Below are 14,489 nucleotides of genomic sequence, written 5' to 3'. Positions count from 1 at the left end.
GTGCGGGGCTCGCTTTGTTTGGGGTGCCGCGCCAAACTGGACGGGCTTGTCCCCAACTGGAGTCCGCGCATGTCCGCTCGTGAACCCGCGATCGACGCTCGACCGGCGATGTTCCGCAATCATCCGTTCGGCTTCATCCTTAGCGTGTTACTGATCCCGGCCTTCGGCCTCGGCTTGCTGATCCTGTTGTGGTGGTACCTCCAGACGCGCTCGGTACGCCTGCGCATCGACGCCGATCAGGTGCATCTGGAACGGGGCCTGCTGTCGAAGTCGCATGTGGACCTCGACATCGGTCAGATCCGCACGGTGAAGGTGGATCAGAGTTTCTTCGACCGCATCTTCCGCGTGGGTCGCATCGCGGTGTACACCACCGGGGACAATCCGGAATTCCGGGTTAACGGCATCCCGGACCCCAACCGGGTGCGCGAATATGTGCGAGGCCGTCGCGAGGGCGTGGCATGAGCCGTGCGGACCGGCGGGACAGCCGTCTGGCGCTGCGCATCCTGCTCGGCACCTCGGCGCTGGCCGCGTTGCTGGTGGCTTTGCTGGTGCTGGCGGCAGCGGTGTCCCTGCCGGGGCTGTCGGACTGGGTCGCGCTCACCTTCGATGATGGTATGGGCCTGAAGAACGCGGCCCTGGTCGCGGCCATCGTCTCGGTGCTGGTGTCGATCGTGTTCGCCCTGGCCGCCGGCGAGGGCCTGATCGGGGAACTGCAGTTCATGATCCCCGGTTTTTTCCTGTTCTTTGTGTTTTTCTGGTTGATGCTGGCCTGGATCTTTTGATCCACGCCCGCTCCCCGTGCATCCTGCCACTCTGTCTCAACCCCGGAGCCCCCAAGCGTGACCACTGACGCGGACAACGAGTCGAACCCCCAGCACCATCTGACCCTGCGTCCGACGCGGGTCGAGGACTACGAGGACATCCGCGAGATCATGGAGCGGGTCTATCACGACCTCGACGGTGCCTGGAGCGAGGCGCAGTTCCGCTCCCAGGTGATGCGCTTCCCCGAGGGGCAGATCTGTATCGAGGACAACGGCAAGGTGGTTGCCGCGGCGATCAGCCTGATCGTCGAATACAAGCGCTTCGGCGATCAGCACAATTACTGGCAGATCACCGGGAATGGCTTCCTGACTACCCACGACCCGGACGGCGACACGCTCTACGGCGTGGACATCTTCGTGCATCCGGACTATCGCGGGCTGCGTCTGGGCCGGCGCCTGTACGACGCGCGCAAGGAGTTGTGCGAGAAGCTGAACCTGCGGGCGATCGTCGCCGGTGGGCGTATCCCCGGCTACGAACAGTACCGCGACGAGCTGACGCCTCAGCAGTACGTACGCCGGGTGAAGAACCACGAGATCATCGACCCGATCCTGACATTCCAGCTGGCGAACGACTTTCACGTCCGCAAGATCATCACCAACTACCTGCCGGACGACGAGAAGTCCGGGGCCTACGCGACGCTGATCGAGTGGCTGAACATCTACTACGAGGAGAAGGAAAAGCTGATCGGCGGCAGCCGCTCGGACGTGCGCATCGGCGTCGTCCAGTGGCAGATGCGCCCGACGGTGGACCTGGACTCCCTGTTCCAGCAGGTTGAATACTTCGTCGATGCGGTTTCCGGCTATCGCTCGGACTGCGTGCTGTTCCCGGAATTCTTCAACGGCCCGTTGATGGGGGCCTTCAACCAGGACTACCCGGCCGAGGCCGTGCGCCGGCTGGCCGAGTACACCGAGGCGGTCCGCGAGGAGATGGTGCGTCTGGCGCTCGCCTACAACATCAACATCGTGGCCGGCTCGATGCCCGAGTACACGGATGATGTCCTGCGCAATGTCTCCTATCTGTGCCGTCGCGATGGCACCTGGGACCGCCAGTACAAGATCCATGTGACCCCGGACGAGGTGTCCTACTGGGGACTGCAGGGCGGCGACGAGGTGCATGTCTTCGACACCGACTTCGGCAAGATCGGGATCCTGATCTGCTACGACGTGGAGTTCCCCGAACTGCCGCGGGTGATGGCCGATCACGGCCTGCAGATCCTGTTCGTGCCCTACTGGACCGACACCAAGAATGCCTATCTCCGGGTACGGCGCTGCGCCCAGGCCCGCGCGATCGAGAACGAGTGCTACGTGGTCATGTCCGGCTCGGTGGGCAACCTGCCCAAGGTCGAGAACATGGACATGCAGTACTCCCAGGCTGCGGTGTTCACCCCGTCCGACTTTGCCTTCCCGCACGACGCGGTGGCCGCGGAGGCGACCCCCAACACCGAGATGACCCTGATCGTGGATCTCGACCTCGACAACCTGAAGGAGCTGCGCAATCACGGCTCGGTGCGCAACCTGCGTGATCGTCGGCGCGACCTCTATTCGGTCAAGTGGAAGTCGAAGCCCGTGTAGCAAACACGGAGCGGTGATCGCGCATGACGCTCCGCGGGCCGATCGCCCGGAGCGAGAAAGTGTGAACCGCGTCCGGTTGCCCCGGCGACCCCACTGGCATCCGGGCGCGGGGGCCCGTAGTCTTGCGAGTCTAGGGATGTTCGGCCACTGGGGGTACAGCGTGGTCGGCGGCCGTGCCGCTGTCAGGCGGGCGGATGTCAGTCAGGGGGAAGCATGAGCGATCAGATACCGGACCCAAAACGCGCCGCGATCCTCGTGGTGGATGACTCCAAGGTCATCCGGGTTGCGTTGCAACGTATCCTGCAGGGTCAGAACACCGTCTACGAGGCGGCCGACGGCGAACAGGCCCTGGAACTGCTTCAGCAGTATCCCGATATCGGGCTGGTGCTGACCGATCTCTCGATGCCGGGCATCGACGGGCAGGATCTCCTGCTGCGTATTCGTGATGGCGTCGATGACCTCCCCACGGACCTCCCGGTGGTGATCGTGACCGGTCAGGAGAGCGACGAGGCGGCCAGCGAAGAATGGCGTTCACTGGGGGCCAATGCCGTCCTGATGAAGCCGTTTGTTCCCACCCGCGTGCGTGAGGTCGTGGCCGAACTCCTGCCACCGCCGCCGGTCCCCGAGCCGGCGGCCCCCGGAGGGGCCCCCGACTCTGCCGAGAACCAGGCGCTGCGCGACGAGGTCGAGCGTCTGCGCCGCGAGTTGATGCTGCGGCAGCAATCCTCCAATGAGCGCGAGGCGCAGAAAGAGCTGGAGCGTCTGCGCAACGCCCTGGGCGAGGCCCGCGACGAGTCCACGGCGGCATTCCAGCGCGCGGAAGAGCGGGATCGCGAGATCGAGACTCTGCAGGGGCGTCTGGAGGAGGCCGAGACGGCGCTGGCCGAGGCGCGGGCGCGGGACGACGAGGTCGTGGCCGCAGCGGAACAGGCCGCGGCCCGCGAGGAGGAGCTTGCGGCCTTGCGTGTGCGCGTGGAAGAACTCGAGGCTGAGAGTCCCCCGGAGTCGACCGAGCCCGACCGCGAGACCGAACAACTGCGTAGCCGGGTGCGCGAGCTCGAGAGCGAGAATGTCCGTCTGGACCACGAGCTCGTCGACCTGGAGCGTCAGCGCGAGGAGCAGCAGACGGAGCTGAAGGTGGCGCGGGGCGAGGCCGAACGCCTGCGCCGCGAGCGCAACCAGCAGTGCGAGCGCGCCGCGGCGGCCGAGAAGGCCCAGGCCGAGGCCGAGCAGCGCTGTTCGGATAGCCAGGATTCGGCTTCGGATCTGGGTGACCGCCTGGTGGCCCGCGAGCGGGAGCTGGCGGAGGCCCAGCAACGCAACCAGGACCTGCGTGGCCGGATCCGTGATCTGGAACATGCCCTGACCGGCCACAGCACCACCGCTGCGGCGGAGCCGGCGAGCGAGCCGAGTCGGGGCGAAACGGTCAAGGCGGAGCCGGAGGACAGCCTGCGGGCGCCCCTGTTCGATGCGAAACATGCGCGACCCGCACGTCTGGCGGGGCGTCGCTGGTTCCGGCTGGCGTTTGTCGGGGTGCTGGCGGTGATCGTGGTCCTGGGGGTGGCGATCTACCTGCGCGGGACCTGAGGCGCCGCGTGAAAGGGGCGGGCACCTGGCAGTGCCCGCCGTACATCGGGTTTAATGCCGATCGCGGAGGACACCCAGCAGGTGGTTCCAGGAATCGTGGTCGGCGCGCGCGTCATAGCCGACCGGCATGTCGAACTCCTCGGCAATGGCATCGGCCCCCGGATTGGTGAAGCTGTGCTTCACACCGGAGAATTCCACCACGGTGTAGCGTACTTCGGCCTCCTGCATCTCCTTCTGGAAACCGGCGACCTGCTCCGGCGGGATCATCGGGTCTGCGGTACCGGTGAAGGACAGCAGTTCGGCCGACACCTTGCCGACCTCGGCCGGGTGCTCGGTTGCCAGGCCGCCGTGGAAGCTCGCCGCCACGTTCAGGTCCATCCCTGCGCGCGCGGCCTCGAGGGCCACGGTGCCGCCGAAGCAGTAGCCGACTGCGGAGGGCGCCGCATCCGCGCTGGCATCATGCGCGCGCAGCCAGTCGTAGGCGGCCTGGAAGCGGCCCAGCATCAGGTCGCGATTCTCGCGGATTTCCCCGGCGAACTCGCCGGCGGTAGACGGGTGATCGGCCAGCTTGCCGCTGCCGTACATATCCAGGGCGAAGGCGGTGTAGCCCTCGCGGGCCAGCTGCTCGGCACGGTCGCGGGCGTAGTCGTTGTGGCCCCACCATTCGTGAATGACCAGGACCGCCGGGTGTGGCCCGTCGCCTTCGGGATGGGCCAGATAGCCGGTCATCTCGTCGTCGTCATGGTCGTAGGCGATCTCTTCGGTCTGGATGCCGGCCAGGGCCATGCCGGGGAGCAGGCCGGCGAGCAAAACGGCCAGCGGCGCAAATGCGGACTTGCTAAACATATGGGCACCTCCTTGGTGGACGAAGCGTCGTATTTTCGACCCGGGCCTGCGAGTATGGTTCGGGCCCGGCCGGGTTACAACGAAGGGGACAGCGGCTACAGTAGAGAGGTCGGGGCCACGTGCGCGAGGTGGCCTCGAAACAGGACGAGTGAGGCGCAGCGATCCCCGTTCCGCCTCGGCAAGAGGATCCATCCATGTCCGACCGATCCGCCAACGATTCCCTTGAGGCCCGCGTCCAGTCGGCTGACAAGCTTCTGGCCATGCCACAGGTGGTGTTCGAGGTTGCGCGCCTGCTGGAGGACGACGATGCCACGGCTGCCAGGATCGCCAGCAGCCTGGGACGCGATCCCGGCCTGGTGGCCCTGGTCCTGCGCATCGCCAACAGCCCTGCCTATGCCCCGGCGCGTCCGGTTGACTCGGTGGACCGCGCGATTGCCATGCTGGGTCGCGATGCCCTGCAGCGTCTGGTCGTGGCGAGCGCGATCACCCGCGCCACGGCCAGCATCCCCGATCAGGAACGCCTGCCGCTGGAGGTGTTCTGGCGCCATTCGGCCTACTGCGCGGTGATCGCGCGGCAACTGGCGATGCGCGTGTCGCCGCGCCAGGCCAGCGGGATCTTCCTGGCTGGCCTGCTGCATGATCTTGGCAAGCTGTTGTTGTTCTCGCAGTCGCCGGAATCGGCCCACCGGGCCTTCCTCTCCAGTCTGGATGTTGGCGACGGCCTGAGCCCGCAGGGCGCGGAGCGCGCGCAACTGGGCTTCGATCATGCGGAGCTGGGTGGGGCCCTGGCCGCGCACTGGGGTCTGCCGGAACTCCTGGTCGACTGCCTCGCCGGTCACCATCAGCCGCTGCAGGCGCCGGAGCGCAATCGCACCGCCGTGATGCTGGTGCATCTGGCCAACACCGGTGCCCATCTCGCCGAGATCGATTCGCGCGACTGGGCGGATGCACCCCCGGTAGATCCGGCGGTGTGGGACGCCCTGCACCTGGCCCCCGAGGTCTTGCTCTCCGCAGTGGAGGAGGCCCAGCACGAGGTGCTGGCGGTGCAGGACCTTTGCGATCCGGCGCACGAGGGGGAGCCGCGGCCATGACTGCTCGCCGTGAACTTGAGGCTGGCGCTCGAGTCCCATCGGCTATGCAGAGTCGGGCATTGCCACTGGTACGATTGCGCGCGCTGGTCCTGGCGGGGCTGCTGCTCCTGCTGACAGGGTGTGCCGGGGTTCCGGCGGCGCTTTCCCCGTTGCCTGTTACCGCCCCCGATCGTGATCAGGTGCTGGCGGATCCCGAGGCCGTGAAGGGCGAGACCGTGGTCTGGGGCGGGGTGATTGCGGACATCGAGAACACCTCGGGCGGTACCCGGCTGGAGGTGGTGGCCCGCGAACTCGATCGCCAGGGGCGACCGCAGGAGGCGGATCGCTCACCCGGGCGCTTCCGCGTGGTCAGCAGCGGTTTCCTCGACCCGCAGATTTACAAGGAAGGCCGCGAGGTGACCGTGCGGGGTGTCATCCACGGGATCGAGGAGGGCCGCATCGGTGACTACGCCTATACCTTCGTTACGCTGCAGGCGGATGCGGTCTACCTGTGGTCGCGGCGCCCGCCACCGACGGAGCGCGGCTATCGCGATCCGTTCTACGACCCGTTTTATGACCCGTTCTATAGCCCCTGGGGCCCGCGTTACGGCCTCTATGGGCGCTATCACCCGCATCCCTGGTACTGGTGAGCATGACCCGATTCCTGCGTCCTTTTCTGGCATTGCTGCTGCCCGTGTTCCTGGCCGCCTGCGCGTCCGGCCCGCTGGAGGCCCCGGATGACCCGGCCGTGCAGGTCGAGCCGCGTGCAGTCACCGCCGACAGCCTGCCGCCCGACGAGCAGGTATGGGGCGGGGTGATCGCGCGCGTGGACAATCGCGCCGAGGCGACCTTCATCGAGGTGGTCGGGTACCCCCTCAGTCGTCAGGAGCCACAGACGCGGCAGTCCACCACCGGGCGTTTCCGCCTGCGTGTGGAGGGCTTCGCCGACCCGGTGGACTATCGTGCCGGGCGCCGGGTTACCGGTGTCGGCACGGTGACCGGGGTCGAGGACGGCCGGATCGGCGAGCTGGACTACGTCTTCCCGGTGCTGGAGGCCCACTCGGTGCACCTGTGGCCGGAGCCCGAGCCGGCACGATCTTCCGGTGGTGTGCGCTTTGGCATAGGCATCGGGATCGGCCTGTAAGCCGTCCCGGCGCGGCCGGCGCGCGTTTCCACGAATCCCCATGCAACGAGGAGTAGTCATGCGAGCAGTCGTGTTCGACGAACCCGGAGCCGCCGAGGCCCTGCGTCTGGACGAAGTAGCGGAGCCGGCGCTCACGGCCCCCGACCAGGTCCGCATCCGGATGCTGGCGGCCGGTGTCAATCCGGTGGATACGAAGGTGCGCGCCGGGGGCATGATCGTCCCCGGTGCGCCGCGCAACACGCCGGGCTGCGATGGGGTGGGCATCATCGAGGAATGTGGCAGCGCCGTGCATCACGCGCGGCCGGGGCAGCGGGTTGCCTTCTGTTTTGGTGGGGTCGGGGCCGATCCGGGGACCTACGCTGAACAGGTCGTGGTGCCCGAGGCCGCGGTGGTCCCGGTGCCGGCGGCGGTATCCGATGCCCAGGCCGCCGCCCTGCCGCTTACCTGGCTGACCGCCTGGGAGGCCCTGTTCGAGCGGGCCGACCTGCAGCGCGGCCAGAGCGTGCTGGTTCACGCGGCGGCCGGCGGGGTCGGGCAGATGGCCGTACAGATCGCACGCGCTGCCGGCGGCCGGGTACTGGGGCTGGTGCGGCGCGACGAGGCGGGCACGATTGTCAGCGCACTTGGGGGCGATGTCGTCGACCTGCGCAAGCCGGATGCCGCGGACGCGATCATGCAGTACACCGATGGGCGTGGCTTCGACATCGTGCTGGACACCGTTGGTGGCGAGGTCTTCCGCGAGGGACTGACGCAGGTGGCCTATGGCGGGGATCTGGTGACCCTTCTGGCCCCCCCGGCGGATACCGACTGGAACCCGGCGCGGCTGCGCAACCCGAGCATCAGCCTGGAGCTGATGCTGACCCCGATGCTGGAGAATGATCGCCGCCGTCTGAAGCACCAGGCCACCCTGGTGGCCGAGGGTCTGGCCCGGCTGGCCAGCGGTCGCTTGCAGGTCAACGTCGAGGATACCCTCCCGCTGGCCGAGGCCGCCGAGGCCCACCGGCGCATCGAAGCCGGCGGCCGCCGCGGCAAGCTCGTGCTGCGCATCCCCGAATAAGCGGGTCTTGCAACTACGAAGCGCACGAAGACACGCAGAAGGGCAAGGTCCAGGGCGAGTCACCACGGAGGGCACGGAGAAAGGCGAGGCGGCGGTTCCGTCGGGGCGTTGTTTAGCGATCGAGGTACTACCCAAACGCCGCGCCAGTTCGTGCAGATCGCCACGCCGCTTCGCGGCTCGAGATGACGACGGGCACTGCGGCCTCGGAAATTGTAGGATTGCGAGGGCCACGGCTTCGACCACGTCGTGCTGCCAAAACGCACCCCTCTCCGTGCCCTCTGTGGTGAAATCGCCCTTCGCGCGCTTCGGGGTGGACTCCTGAAGCGCGCGGGGGAGGAGATTAGCTGCCGAAGAGGTGGCTGAAGATGCGGGCGCCGCCGATGTAGGTGCCGGCGGCCGAGCCCAGGGTGGTCAGCAGGAACACGAGCAGTACCCGCGAGACGCGGTTGCGCCACCAGCCGCGCGGCGTGGTGGTGTCCTGACGCAGACTGGCGAAGTCGGAGACCCGCGGTTTGCGCAGGAACAGCTCGGCCGCGGCCGCGACAAAGCCGACCCCGATGGTGGGGTTCAGCGAGGTCAGCGGGGCCGCCAGGGCCGCGGTGAGCACGGTCAGTGGATGGGCCAGGGCGATGATCGCGCCGAGGGCCGCCAGGCCGCCATTGATCAGCACCCAGTCGGTCACCATCTGCAGGCCGATATCCGGGTTGCGCGAGAAGCCGATGGCAAAGCCGGCGAGGATGATCCCGATCACCACCCACGGGACGACCTTGGGCCAGCGCGCCTTGGGCGGGGCCTGGTCCAGGGCGTCGAGGATCGCGTCCGGCGGGGTCAGGTGATCCTCGGCCTGTTCGGCAATCCCCGGCAGGTGCCCGGCCCCCACCACCGCGAGGATGCAGCGGGTCTCCGGGCTCGCCGCGAGGCGGCGCAGGTGGGCGGCCATGTAGTGGTCGCGTTCTTCGATCAGGGTGCGGTAGAGGTCCTCGGACTGCTCGGCGAACTCGCTGAAGGTGGACTCCAGCATGTCGCCTTCCTTCAGGCGCTCGATCTCGGATTCGTCGATCTTCTCGCGCGAGAGTACCGAGCTGAACAGTCCGCCGATCAGCCCCATGCGTTCCCACCAGCGCACTGCGCGGTAGGTGCGGCGCAGGGTCAGGCCGATATCCCGGTCGATCAGGGCCAGGGGGAGGCCATTGTCCAGGGCGCCGTCCATGGCCGCGCGCATCTCTGCGCCGGGTTCGATGCCGTACTGGTCGGCCAGGCGTTGCTGGTAGGCCCCGAGCGCCAGGCTGGCGGCGATCATCGGGGCCTGGCCCTTGCGCATCACGCTGAACAGGTCCATGCGCCCGACTGCGTCGGGGTCCAGCATCGCGCGCTGACGGCTTTCGCATAGCTCGACCGCCACGCTGTCAAAGGCCCCCGTGTTGATCAGGGCTCGGACCTTGTCGGCGCTGGCGCGCGACACGTGCGCGGTGCCCAGCACCACGACTTCAGTGTCGCCCAGTTGCAGGACGCGGTGGGGTTCGTCGGCGATCAGTTCCTGGACGGCGGGATTCATGCGTGGCGGGCTCTTGCTCCGGTGGGCGGGCCGTATTCTACGGCGAATACGCGCGGCCCGCAGCGCCGGCCGCCGGATCGCGCGCTACGGGGCATCGGGCTCGGCCTGTGGGACGTCGTCGGGCGGGCTTTCTGCCTCCGCTTCGGGGAGCGGTTCCGGCACGCGAAGGCTCTCCAGGCGTTCGACCACGCGCAGCGCACGCTCGTGGGCCGAGAGGAGTCCGGCATGGTCGGGCGCCAGTTCGAGCCCCTCTTCCCAGTGTCTCAGGGCCTCTTCGATGTCACCGGCGGAGTAATGGCTGCGGCCCTCCTCCAGCAGCGTCTCGGCGCGCGCGTCTCGGCGCTCGCGCCATTCCTCGCACAGCGCGCGATGGGCTCGCTGGGCGGCCTGGTCCGGGCCGGAGGCGTCGGTGTCGGGGGTGATCTCGTTGCGGCACCAGCGCGCCGCCGTGGACAATTCGCCCGCCTCCAGGGCCTGACGCAGGCGTGCATTGATGGTGGAACGCGGGACCTCTTCCTCGATCTCGGGGGCTTCGGCCTGGCGCAGTTCCCGCTCCAGGCGCGCGATGCGTTCTGCGCGTTCGGAGTCGGAGGCCAGGCCCTGGGCCAGGTGCAGTAGCTCCAGGCGTTCCTCGCCATCGGTGTCGGCGGCGTAGCCATCCAGCGCCCGCGCCAGGGGCTCGCGACGATTGGCAAGGCGGTCGGGATCGTCCGGCAGTCGTTCGCTGTGGCGCACCAACGGACGCATCACCTCGAGCAGGCGCAGCCGCTGGACCAGGGCGCGCGCCTCGAGGATGTCGTGGCGCTGCTGCAGAGTCTGCAATCCAACCTGTCGCTGGCGCTCCAGTTGGCTGATGAATTCCCGACGTTCGCTGTCCGGCGGCAGTTGTGCCTCGGCCGTCTCGAGGATCTCCAGGGCCTGAGCGACCGCGCCTTCGGCCGAGGCGGCGCGCGCCTCGTGCATCGCCTCGGCCGCGGCGGTCGCGGCCTCGTCCTCGATGGCTGCCCGGCGCTCGGCCCATCGGGCTCGCGGTTCCGGGTCGTGCTCGTCGATCAGCTCGAGGGCATGCTGGTAGTTACCCGTCTCCAGGGCGCGTTCGATGCGCTGCTCGGGCGGGGCGAAGGGGTCCAGAGCGGCGCAGCCCTGGACCAGCAGAAGGGCCAGCAGGATGCTCGCGAGCGGGAACAGGCCGCGGGCTGCAGTCATGTGCGATCCGTAGCGTTCAGTACCCGGGTGGTGGGCACGGCTTCGCTGACCCCGTGCAGCTCGTGGGTGCCCCAGTCTTCGGTGCGGAACTGTCCCTTCACCTGCTCGTGCTCCATGAATGCGGCAGTCGTGACCAGCCCGCCGGGGGGCGCGACTGTGACCAGGCGGGCTGCGAGGTTGACGGTGTCGCCGACCACGGTGAACTGCATGCGGTCTTCGGCCCCCATGTTGCCGGCCAGCATCTCGCCGGCATTCAGGCCGATACGGAACTCCACCCGGGTATCGCCGCGGCGTTCACGCTCGGCGTTGATCGAGGCGACGGTGTCCAGCAGGGCCAGGCCGGTCTGCACGGCGGTCAGGCGATGGTTTCCGGCGTCCGCCCCGAGGCCGAAGACCGCCATGGTACAGTCGCCCATGTACTTGTCCACCGTGCCGCCGTGACGGGCAATGCATTCCGACATCGGGCCGAAGAATTCGTTGAGCATGCGGCCCAGGGCCTCCGGGCTGCAGCGCTCCGAAAGCGCGGTGTAGCCCTGGATGTCGGCAAACAGTACCGATCCCTCCAGCGCGCGTCCGCCCAGCTCCACCCGGTCCAGATTCTCCAGGATGTCCTGGGCGATGGCGTCCGACACGTAGCGGCGCAGGGCGGCCTCGACCTGGTCCTTGCGCAGCAGGTCGCGCGCCATATCGTTGAAGGCGTCGGTCAGCTGGGCGATCTCGTCCTGGCGCACCATCGGCAGCGTGTTGCCCTGGTCATCCATGGGGCGGGCGCGCGAACGCATGCTCTCGGCCAGGCGTTCCAGTGGGCGCACCAGGCGCTTGCTGATGTCGATTGCCAGGATCAGGCTCAGCAGAAACACCCCGACGGCCGTGGCGATCCCGGCGTTCAGGGTGTTGCGGATTAGCTCCTGCATTGGCGAGGTGTCGATGTAGGCCTCGATGTAGCCCACCTGTACGTCCTGAAAGCGCACGTTGCGTCGGTAGGGTTCCATCGTCGGTGCCAGCGGCCACACCCCGTCGGTGAGGGATTGCTCCGGGGGTGTCCCGGCGCGGGCAACCTGACCGCGGTCGATCGCGTAGGCGGCGATGGACTCGACGCGACCCTCCTCCACCAGTGAGTTCAGCAGGGTCTCCAGGGTCAGGTAGTCCTCGGCCAGCATCAGTTCCGCCGAGGTCCGCGCGACCGGCGCCACGGTGCTCTCGGCCTGGGCGCGAATCTGGTTGTCCAGCACGTTGCTGACCTGGTTCAGCACCACAGCCGACAGGGTCACGATCCCGGCCAGTGTCAGCCCGGCGATCGCCGCGACGATCTTCCATGCGATCGGCAGGTAGCGTGGGGTGAAGTCGGTGCTGCCGACGCCCAGGCGGGCGCCACCGCCGGACTTGCGGCGGCGGATCACGAGGGGGTCTCCGGGGCGGCAAGCCAAGGGGCCAGCCACGCCCGCCAGTCGGCGAGCAGGGTGTCGGAGCGCGCCGCCACCGCGGAGCGCTTGGTCAGCGATCGTTCGAATACGGGCTCGCCCGCGAGGTTGCACATGGCACCGCCGGCGCGGGCGAGCATCAGCCCGCCAGCCGCGCTGTCCCATGGGGCCTGGCCACCGTGCAGGTACAGATCGGCGCGCCCGGCGGCCAGCCAGGCCCACTCCAGGGCGCAGGCGCCGAGGTTGCGTTGCGAGCGAAACGGCGCGTTGCAGGCCAGCTCACCCGCCAGGGGGGCGTCCAGGCGCTTGTAGTCCACCAGGGCGATGGCGCGGCCCAGCTCCGTGACGGGAGGGCGAGTGGTCGCCGGCGGGGTAACCCCGTTGAGCTCCAGCGCGCTGTCTTCGGTGGCGGTAAAGAGTTCTTCGCGTACCGGATCGTAGGTCGCGCCATGGGTGACCCGGTCACCCTCGATGCGGGCGATGGAGATGGCGAAGAAGGGCATGCCACCGGCGAAATTGGAGGTGCCGTCCAGCGGGTCCACCAGCCAGAAGGCGGGGGCGGTCTCCAGTACGCGTGCCTGTTCGCCGCGTGCCTGTTCCTCGCTCAGTACCGGCGTGTCCTGTCCGTATGCGCCCAGCAGGGTGCGTACACGCGCATCCACCGCGTGGTCGGCCTCGGTGATTACGCTGCCGTCTGCCTTGTAATCAACGGCGATATCGGCCTCGAAGCGGGGCAGCAGTTCTTGCTGCCCGATCTCGCGCAGGCCCTGCGCGAGATCGGAGAAGGGGATGGCAGTGGTAGTCATGCAGACCCGGAAACGCTGGTGGCAAGGTAAACGAACCGGAGACGGCCGGGCATGCCCGGAAAAACTCGGGTTCGTTTGCGCTTATCATACCGGTCCATGACAGGCTTGATCATAATCATATCCATTGCCTTGATAGGGTTTTACGTTAATGACACCTGGCGTGCCAACGAACGTGCCCGTCGGGTGGGGCGGCAGGCCTGCGAGCGGGCAGGGGTGCAGTTGCTCGATGCCACCGTCGTGCGTACCGGTCAGCGCCTGGTCTGGGGCGACCGCGGCCTGGCCCTGCAACGCCGCTACCGCTTCGAGTTTTCCGCCGATGGGGCGGGGCGACATCCCGGCGAGATCTCGCTGGAAGGCCGACAGTTGAAGCGCGTGACCCTGGACTGGCCGGACGGCGGCCGCGAGTTTCAGGGGCTGGACAGCGATGACAACAGCGGAGGGGCGCCCCGGTGACCCTGAGCGAGCTGCGGTATGTGGTCGCCGTCGCCGATGCCCGCCACTTTGGGCGGGCGGCCGCGGCCAGCCATGTCAGTCAGCCATCGCTGTCGGTGGCGGTGCGCAAGTTCGAGGAAGAACTGGGCGTGACCCTGTTCGAGCGCGGCCGCGGCGAGGTCAACGTGACGCCGGCAGGTGAGCAGATTATCGCGCAGGCGCGGCGCGTGCTGGCCGAGGTCGAACAGCTGCGCTCGGTTGCCGTACAGAGTCAGGATCAACTCTCCGGCCCGCTGCGCCTGGGTGCGATCTACACCATTGGTCCGTACCTGCTGCCGGAGCTGATCCCCGCGCTGCACGAGCGCGCGCCGAACATGCCGCTGGTGATCGATGAGAACTACACCGGGCGGTTGCGCGAGCGGCTCAAGCAGGGTGAGCTCGACGCGATCCTCATTTCGTTGCCGTTCGAGGAGCCGGGCGTGGTCACGCTTCCCTTGTACGACGAACCGTTCATGGCCGTGCTGCCGGCGGCGCACCCGCTGAAGGACAAGGAACCCCTGCGCCTGGAGGACATGGCCGATGCGACCCTGCTGATGCTGGGCGCCGGACACTGTTTTCGCGACCAGGTGCTGGAGCGCTGCCCGGACTGTCAGCGTACGGTGACTGCGGATGGCAGTACGCCGCGCAATCTGGAGGGGTCGTCGCTGGAGACAATCCGCCACATGGTGGCCTCGGGGATGGGGGTAACGATCCTCCCGTGCACGGCGGTGGGGGCGGATCGTTATGCCCAGCGACTGCTGGCCGTGCGGCGGTTTCAGGATCCGGCGCCCAGCCGCCGTGTGGCCCTGGCATGGCGCACCAGCTTCCCGCGTCCGGAGGCCATCGAGGCGCTGCGGCGCGCGGTGCTCTCGACCCCGCTGACCTGCGTCGATTTTATCCAGCCCGGCGCGGGGTAGGCGGCACCAAGGTAAT

Annotated in this window: 15 protein-coding genes; 10 read left to right on the top strand and 5 right to left on the bottom strand. The window is 68.1% G+C overall.

Features of this window, described 5'->3' with window-relative positions:
• Positions 1 to 69: 69 nt before the first annotated feature.
• The 4 genes from D579_RS0109560 (at position 70) to D579_RS0109545 (ending at position 3,980) form a co-directional block, all read left to right on the top strand.
• On the top strand, positions 70 to 462 hold the full coding sequence (locus tag D579_RS0109560; protein WP_018938304.1) for a PH domain-containing protein: 393 nt from the start codon (positions 70 to 72) through the stop codon (positions 460 to 462).
• Entirely contained in the window at positions 459 to 782 is a 324-nt protein-coding gene (locus D579_RS0109555) for a hypothetical protein (protein ID WP_018938303.1), read from the top strand. Before D579_RS0109560 ends, D579_RS0109555 begins: the two co-directional genes overlap by 4 nt.
• Positions 783 to 839: 57 nt before the next feature.
• Entirely contained in the window at positions 840 to 2,393 is a 1,554-nt protein-coding gene (locus D579_RS0109550) for a bifunctional GNAT family N-acetyltransferase/carbon-nitrogen hydrolase family protein (RefSeq protein ID WP_018938302.1), read from the top strand.
• Positions 2,394 to 2,606: 213 nt separating this feature from the next.
• Complete coding sequence (locus tag D579_RS0109545; protein ID WP_018951858.1) at positions 2,607 to 3,980, top strand: response regulator; 1,374 nt, start codon at positions 2,607 to 2,609, stop codon at positions 3,978 to 3,980.
• Positions 3,981 to 4,031: 51 nt separating this feature from the next.
• On the opposite strand, the gene D579_RS0109540 is transcribed toward D579_RS0109545, so the two are convergent.
• Entirely contained in the window at positions 4,032 to 4,826 is a 795-nt protein-coding gene (locus tag D579_RS0109540; protein ID WP_018951857.1) for a dienelactone hydrolase family protein, read from the bottom strand.
• Between the two features lie 194 nt (positions 4,827 to 5,020).
• On the opposite strand from D579_RS0109540, the gene D579_RS0109535 reads away from it, so the two are divergent.
• From D579_RS0109535 to D579_RS0109520, 4 genes are read left to right on the top strand one after another with little or no spacing between them, the layout of a single operon-like run.
• Entirely contained in the window at positions 5,021 to 5,917 is an 897-nt protein-coding gene (locus tag D579_RS0109535) for an HDOD domain-containing protein (protein WP_018938299.1), read from the top strand.
• Between the two features lie 44 nt (positions 5,918 to 5,961).
• Complete coding sequence (locus D579_RS0109530; protein WP_018951856.1) at positions 5,962 to 6,546, top strand: Slp family lipoprotein; 585 nt, start codon at positions 5,962 to 5,964, stop codon at positions 6,544 to 6,546.
• Positions 6,547 to 6,548: 2 nt separating this feature from the next.
• Positions 6,549 to 7,040, top strand: coding sequence for a Slp family lipoprotein (locus D579_RS0109525; protein ID WP_018144722.1), 492 nt, complete (start codon positions 6,549 to 6,551; stop codon positions 7,038 to 7,040).
• A 58-nt stretch (positions 7,041 to 7,098) separates the two neighbouring features.
• A complete protein-coding gene (locus D579_RS0109520; RefSeq protein WP_018951855.1) occupies positions 7,099 to 8,097 on the top strand; it encodes a zinc-binding dehydrogenase in 999 nt (332 codons plus the stop codon).
• Positions 8,098 to 8,437: 340 nt separating this feature from the next.
• On the opposite strand, the gene D579_RS0109515 is transcribed toward D579_RS0109520, so the two are convergent.
• The 4 genes from D579_RS0109515 to D579_RS0109500 all read right to left on the bottom strand — a co-directional run bounded on the left by D579_RS0109515 (position 8,438) and on the right by D579_RS0109500 (position 13,085).
• Positions 8,438 to 9,652: a TraB/GumN family protein gene (locus D579_RS0109515; RefSeq protein ID WP_018951854.1), complete on the bottom strand. Its 1,215-nt coding sequence runs from the start codon at positions 9,650 to 9,652 to the stop codon at positions 8,438 to 8,440.
• An 84-nt stretch (positions 9,653 to 9,736) separates the two neighbouring features.
• Positions 9,737 to 10,858, bottom strand: coding sequence for a tetratricopeptide repeat protein (locus D579_RS0109510; protein ID WP_018951853.1), 1,122 nt, complete (start codon positions 10,856 to 10,858; stop codon positions 9,737 to 9,739).
• The gene (locus D579_RS0109505; RefSeq protein WP_018951852.1) at positions 10,855 to 12,258 is read right to left on the bottom strand and encodes an adenylate/guanylate cyclase domain-containing protein; all 1,404 of its coding nucleotides are present in this window, start codon (positions 12,256 to 12,258) and stop codon (positions 10,855 to 10,857) included. Before D579_RS0109505 ends, D579_RS0109510 begins: the two co-directional genes overlap by 4 nt.
• Entirely contained in the window at positions 12,255 to 13,085 is an 831-nt protein-coding gene (locus D579_RS0109500; RefSeq protein ID WP_018951851.1) for an inositol monophosphatase family protein, read from the bottom strand. Before D579_RS0109500 ends, D579_RS0109505 begins: the two co-directional genes overlap by 4 nt.
• A gap of 96 nt (positions 13,086 to 13,181) precedes the next feature.
• On the opposite strand from D579_RS0109500, the gene D579_RS0109495 reads away from it, so the two are divergent.
• Both D579_RS0109495 and D579_RS0109490 read left to right on the top strand, forming a co-directional pair.
• Entirely contained in the window at positions 13,182 to 13,538 is a 357-nt protein-coding gene (locus D579_RS0109495) for a DUF3301 domain-containing protein (protein WP_026289493.1), read from the top strand.
• Entirely contained in the window at positions 13,535 to 14,473 is a 939-nt protein-coding gene (locus tag D579_RS0109490) for a hydrogen peroxide-inducible genes activator (RefSeq protein ID WP_018169200.1), read from the top strand. Before D579_RS0109495 ends, D579_RS0109490 begins: the two co-directional genes overlap by 4 nt.
• Positions 14,474 to 14,489 lie beyond the last annotated feature (16 nt).

The sequence above is a fragment of the Thioalkalivibrio sp. AKL12 genome, from assembly GCF_000377925.1.
Classification (GTDB): Bacteria; Pseudomonadota; Gammaproteobacteria; order Ectothiorhodospirales; family Ectothiorhodospiraceae; genus Thioalkalivibrio; species Thioalkalivibrio versutus.
The sequence above is the reverse complement of the archived record's forward strand: the minus strand, read 5'-3'. Positions and strand labels throughout refer to the sequence as shown.

Excerpts from the sequence above, each read along its gene's own strand:
- D579_RS0109530 (WP_018951856.1), top strand. The coding sequence starts at position 5,962 with ATGCAGAGTCGGGCATTGCCACTGGTACGATTGCGCGCGCTGGTCCTG.
- D579_RS0109540 (WP_018951857.1), bottom strand. The coding sequence starts at position 4,826 with ATGTTTAGCAAGTCCGCATTTGCGCCGCTGGCCGTTTTGCTCGCCGGC.
- D579_RS0109560 (WP_018938304.1), top strand. The coding sequence starts at position 70 with ATGTCCGCTCGTGAACCCGCGATCGACGCTCGACCGGCGATGTTCCGC.
- D579_RS0109520 (WP_018951855.1), top strand. The coding sequence starts at position 7,099 with ATGCGAGCAGTCGTGTTCGACGAACCCGGAGCCGCCGAGGCCCTGCGT.
- D579_RS0109500 (WP_018951851.1), bottom strand. The coding sequence starts at position 13,085 with ATGACTACCACTGCCATCCCCTTCTCCGATCTCGCGCAGGGCCTGCGC.
- D579_RS0109555 (WP_018938303.1), top strand. The coding sequence starts at position 459 with ATGAGCCGTGCGGACCGGCGGGACAGCCGTCTGGCGCTGCGCATCCTG.
- D579_RS0109545 (WP_018951858.1), top strand. The coding sequence starts at position 2,607 with ATGAGCGATCAGATACCGGACCCAAAACGCGCCGCGATCCTCGTGGTG.
- D579_RS0109495 (WP_026289493.1), top strand. The coding sequence starts at position 13,182 with ATGACAGGCTTGATCATAATCATATCCATTGCCTTGATAGGGTTTTAC.
- D579_RS0109515 (WP_018951854.1), bottom strand. The coding sequence starts at position 9,652 with ATGAATCCCGCCGTCCAGGAACTGATCGCCGACGAACCCCACCGCGTC.
- D579_RS0109510 (WP_018951853.1), bottom strand. The coding sequence starts at position 10,858 with ATGACTGCAGCCCGCGGCCTGTTCCCGCTCGCGAGCATCCTGCTGGCC.
- D579_RS0109535 (WP_018938299.1), top strand. The coding sequence starts at position 5,021 with ATGTCCGACCGATCCGCCAACGATTCCCTTGAGGCCCGCGTCCAGTCG.
- D579_RS0109525 (WP_018144722.1), top strand. The coding sequence starts at position 6,549 with ATGACCCGATTCCTGCGTCCTTTTCTGGCATTGCTGCTGCCCGTGTTC.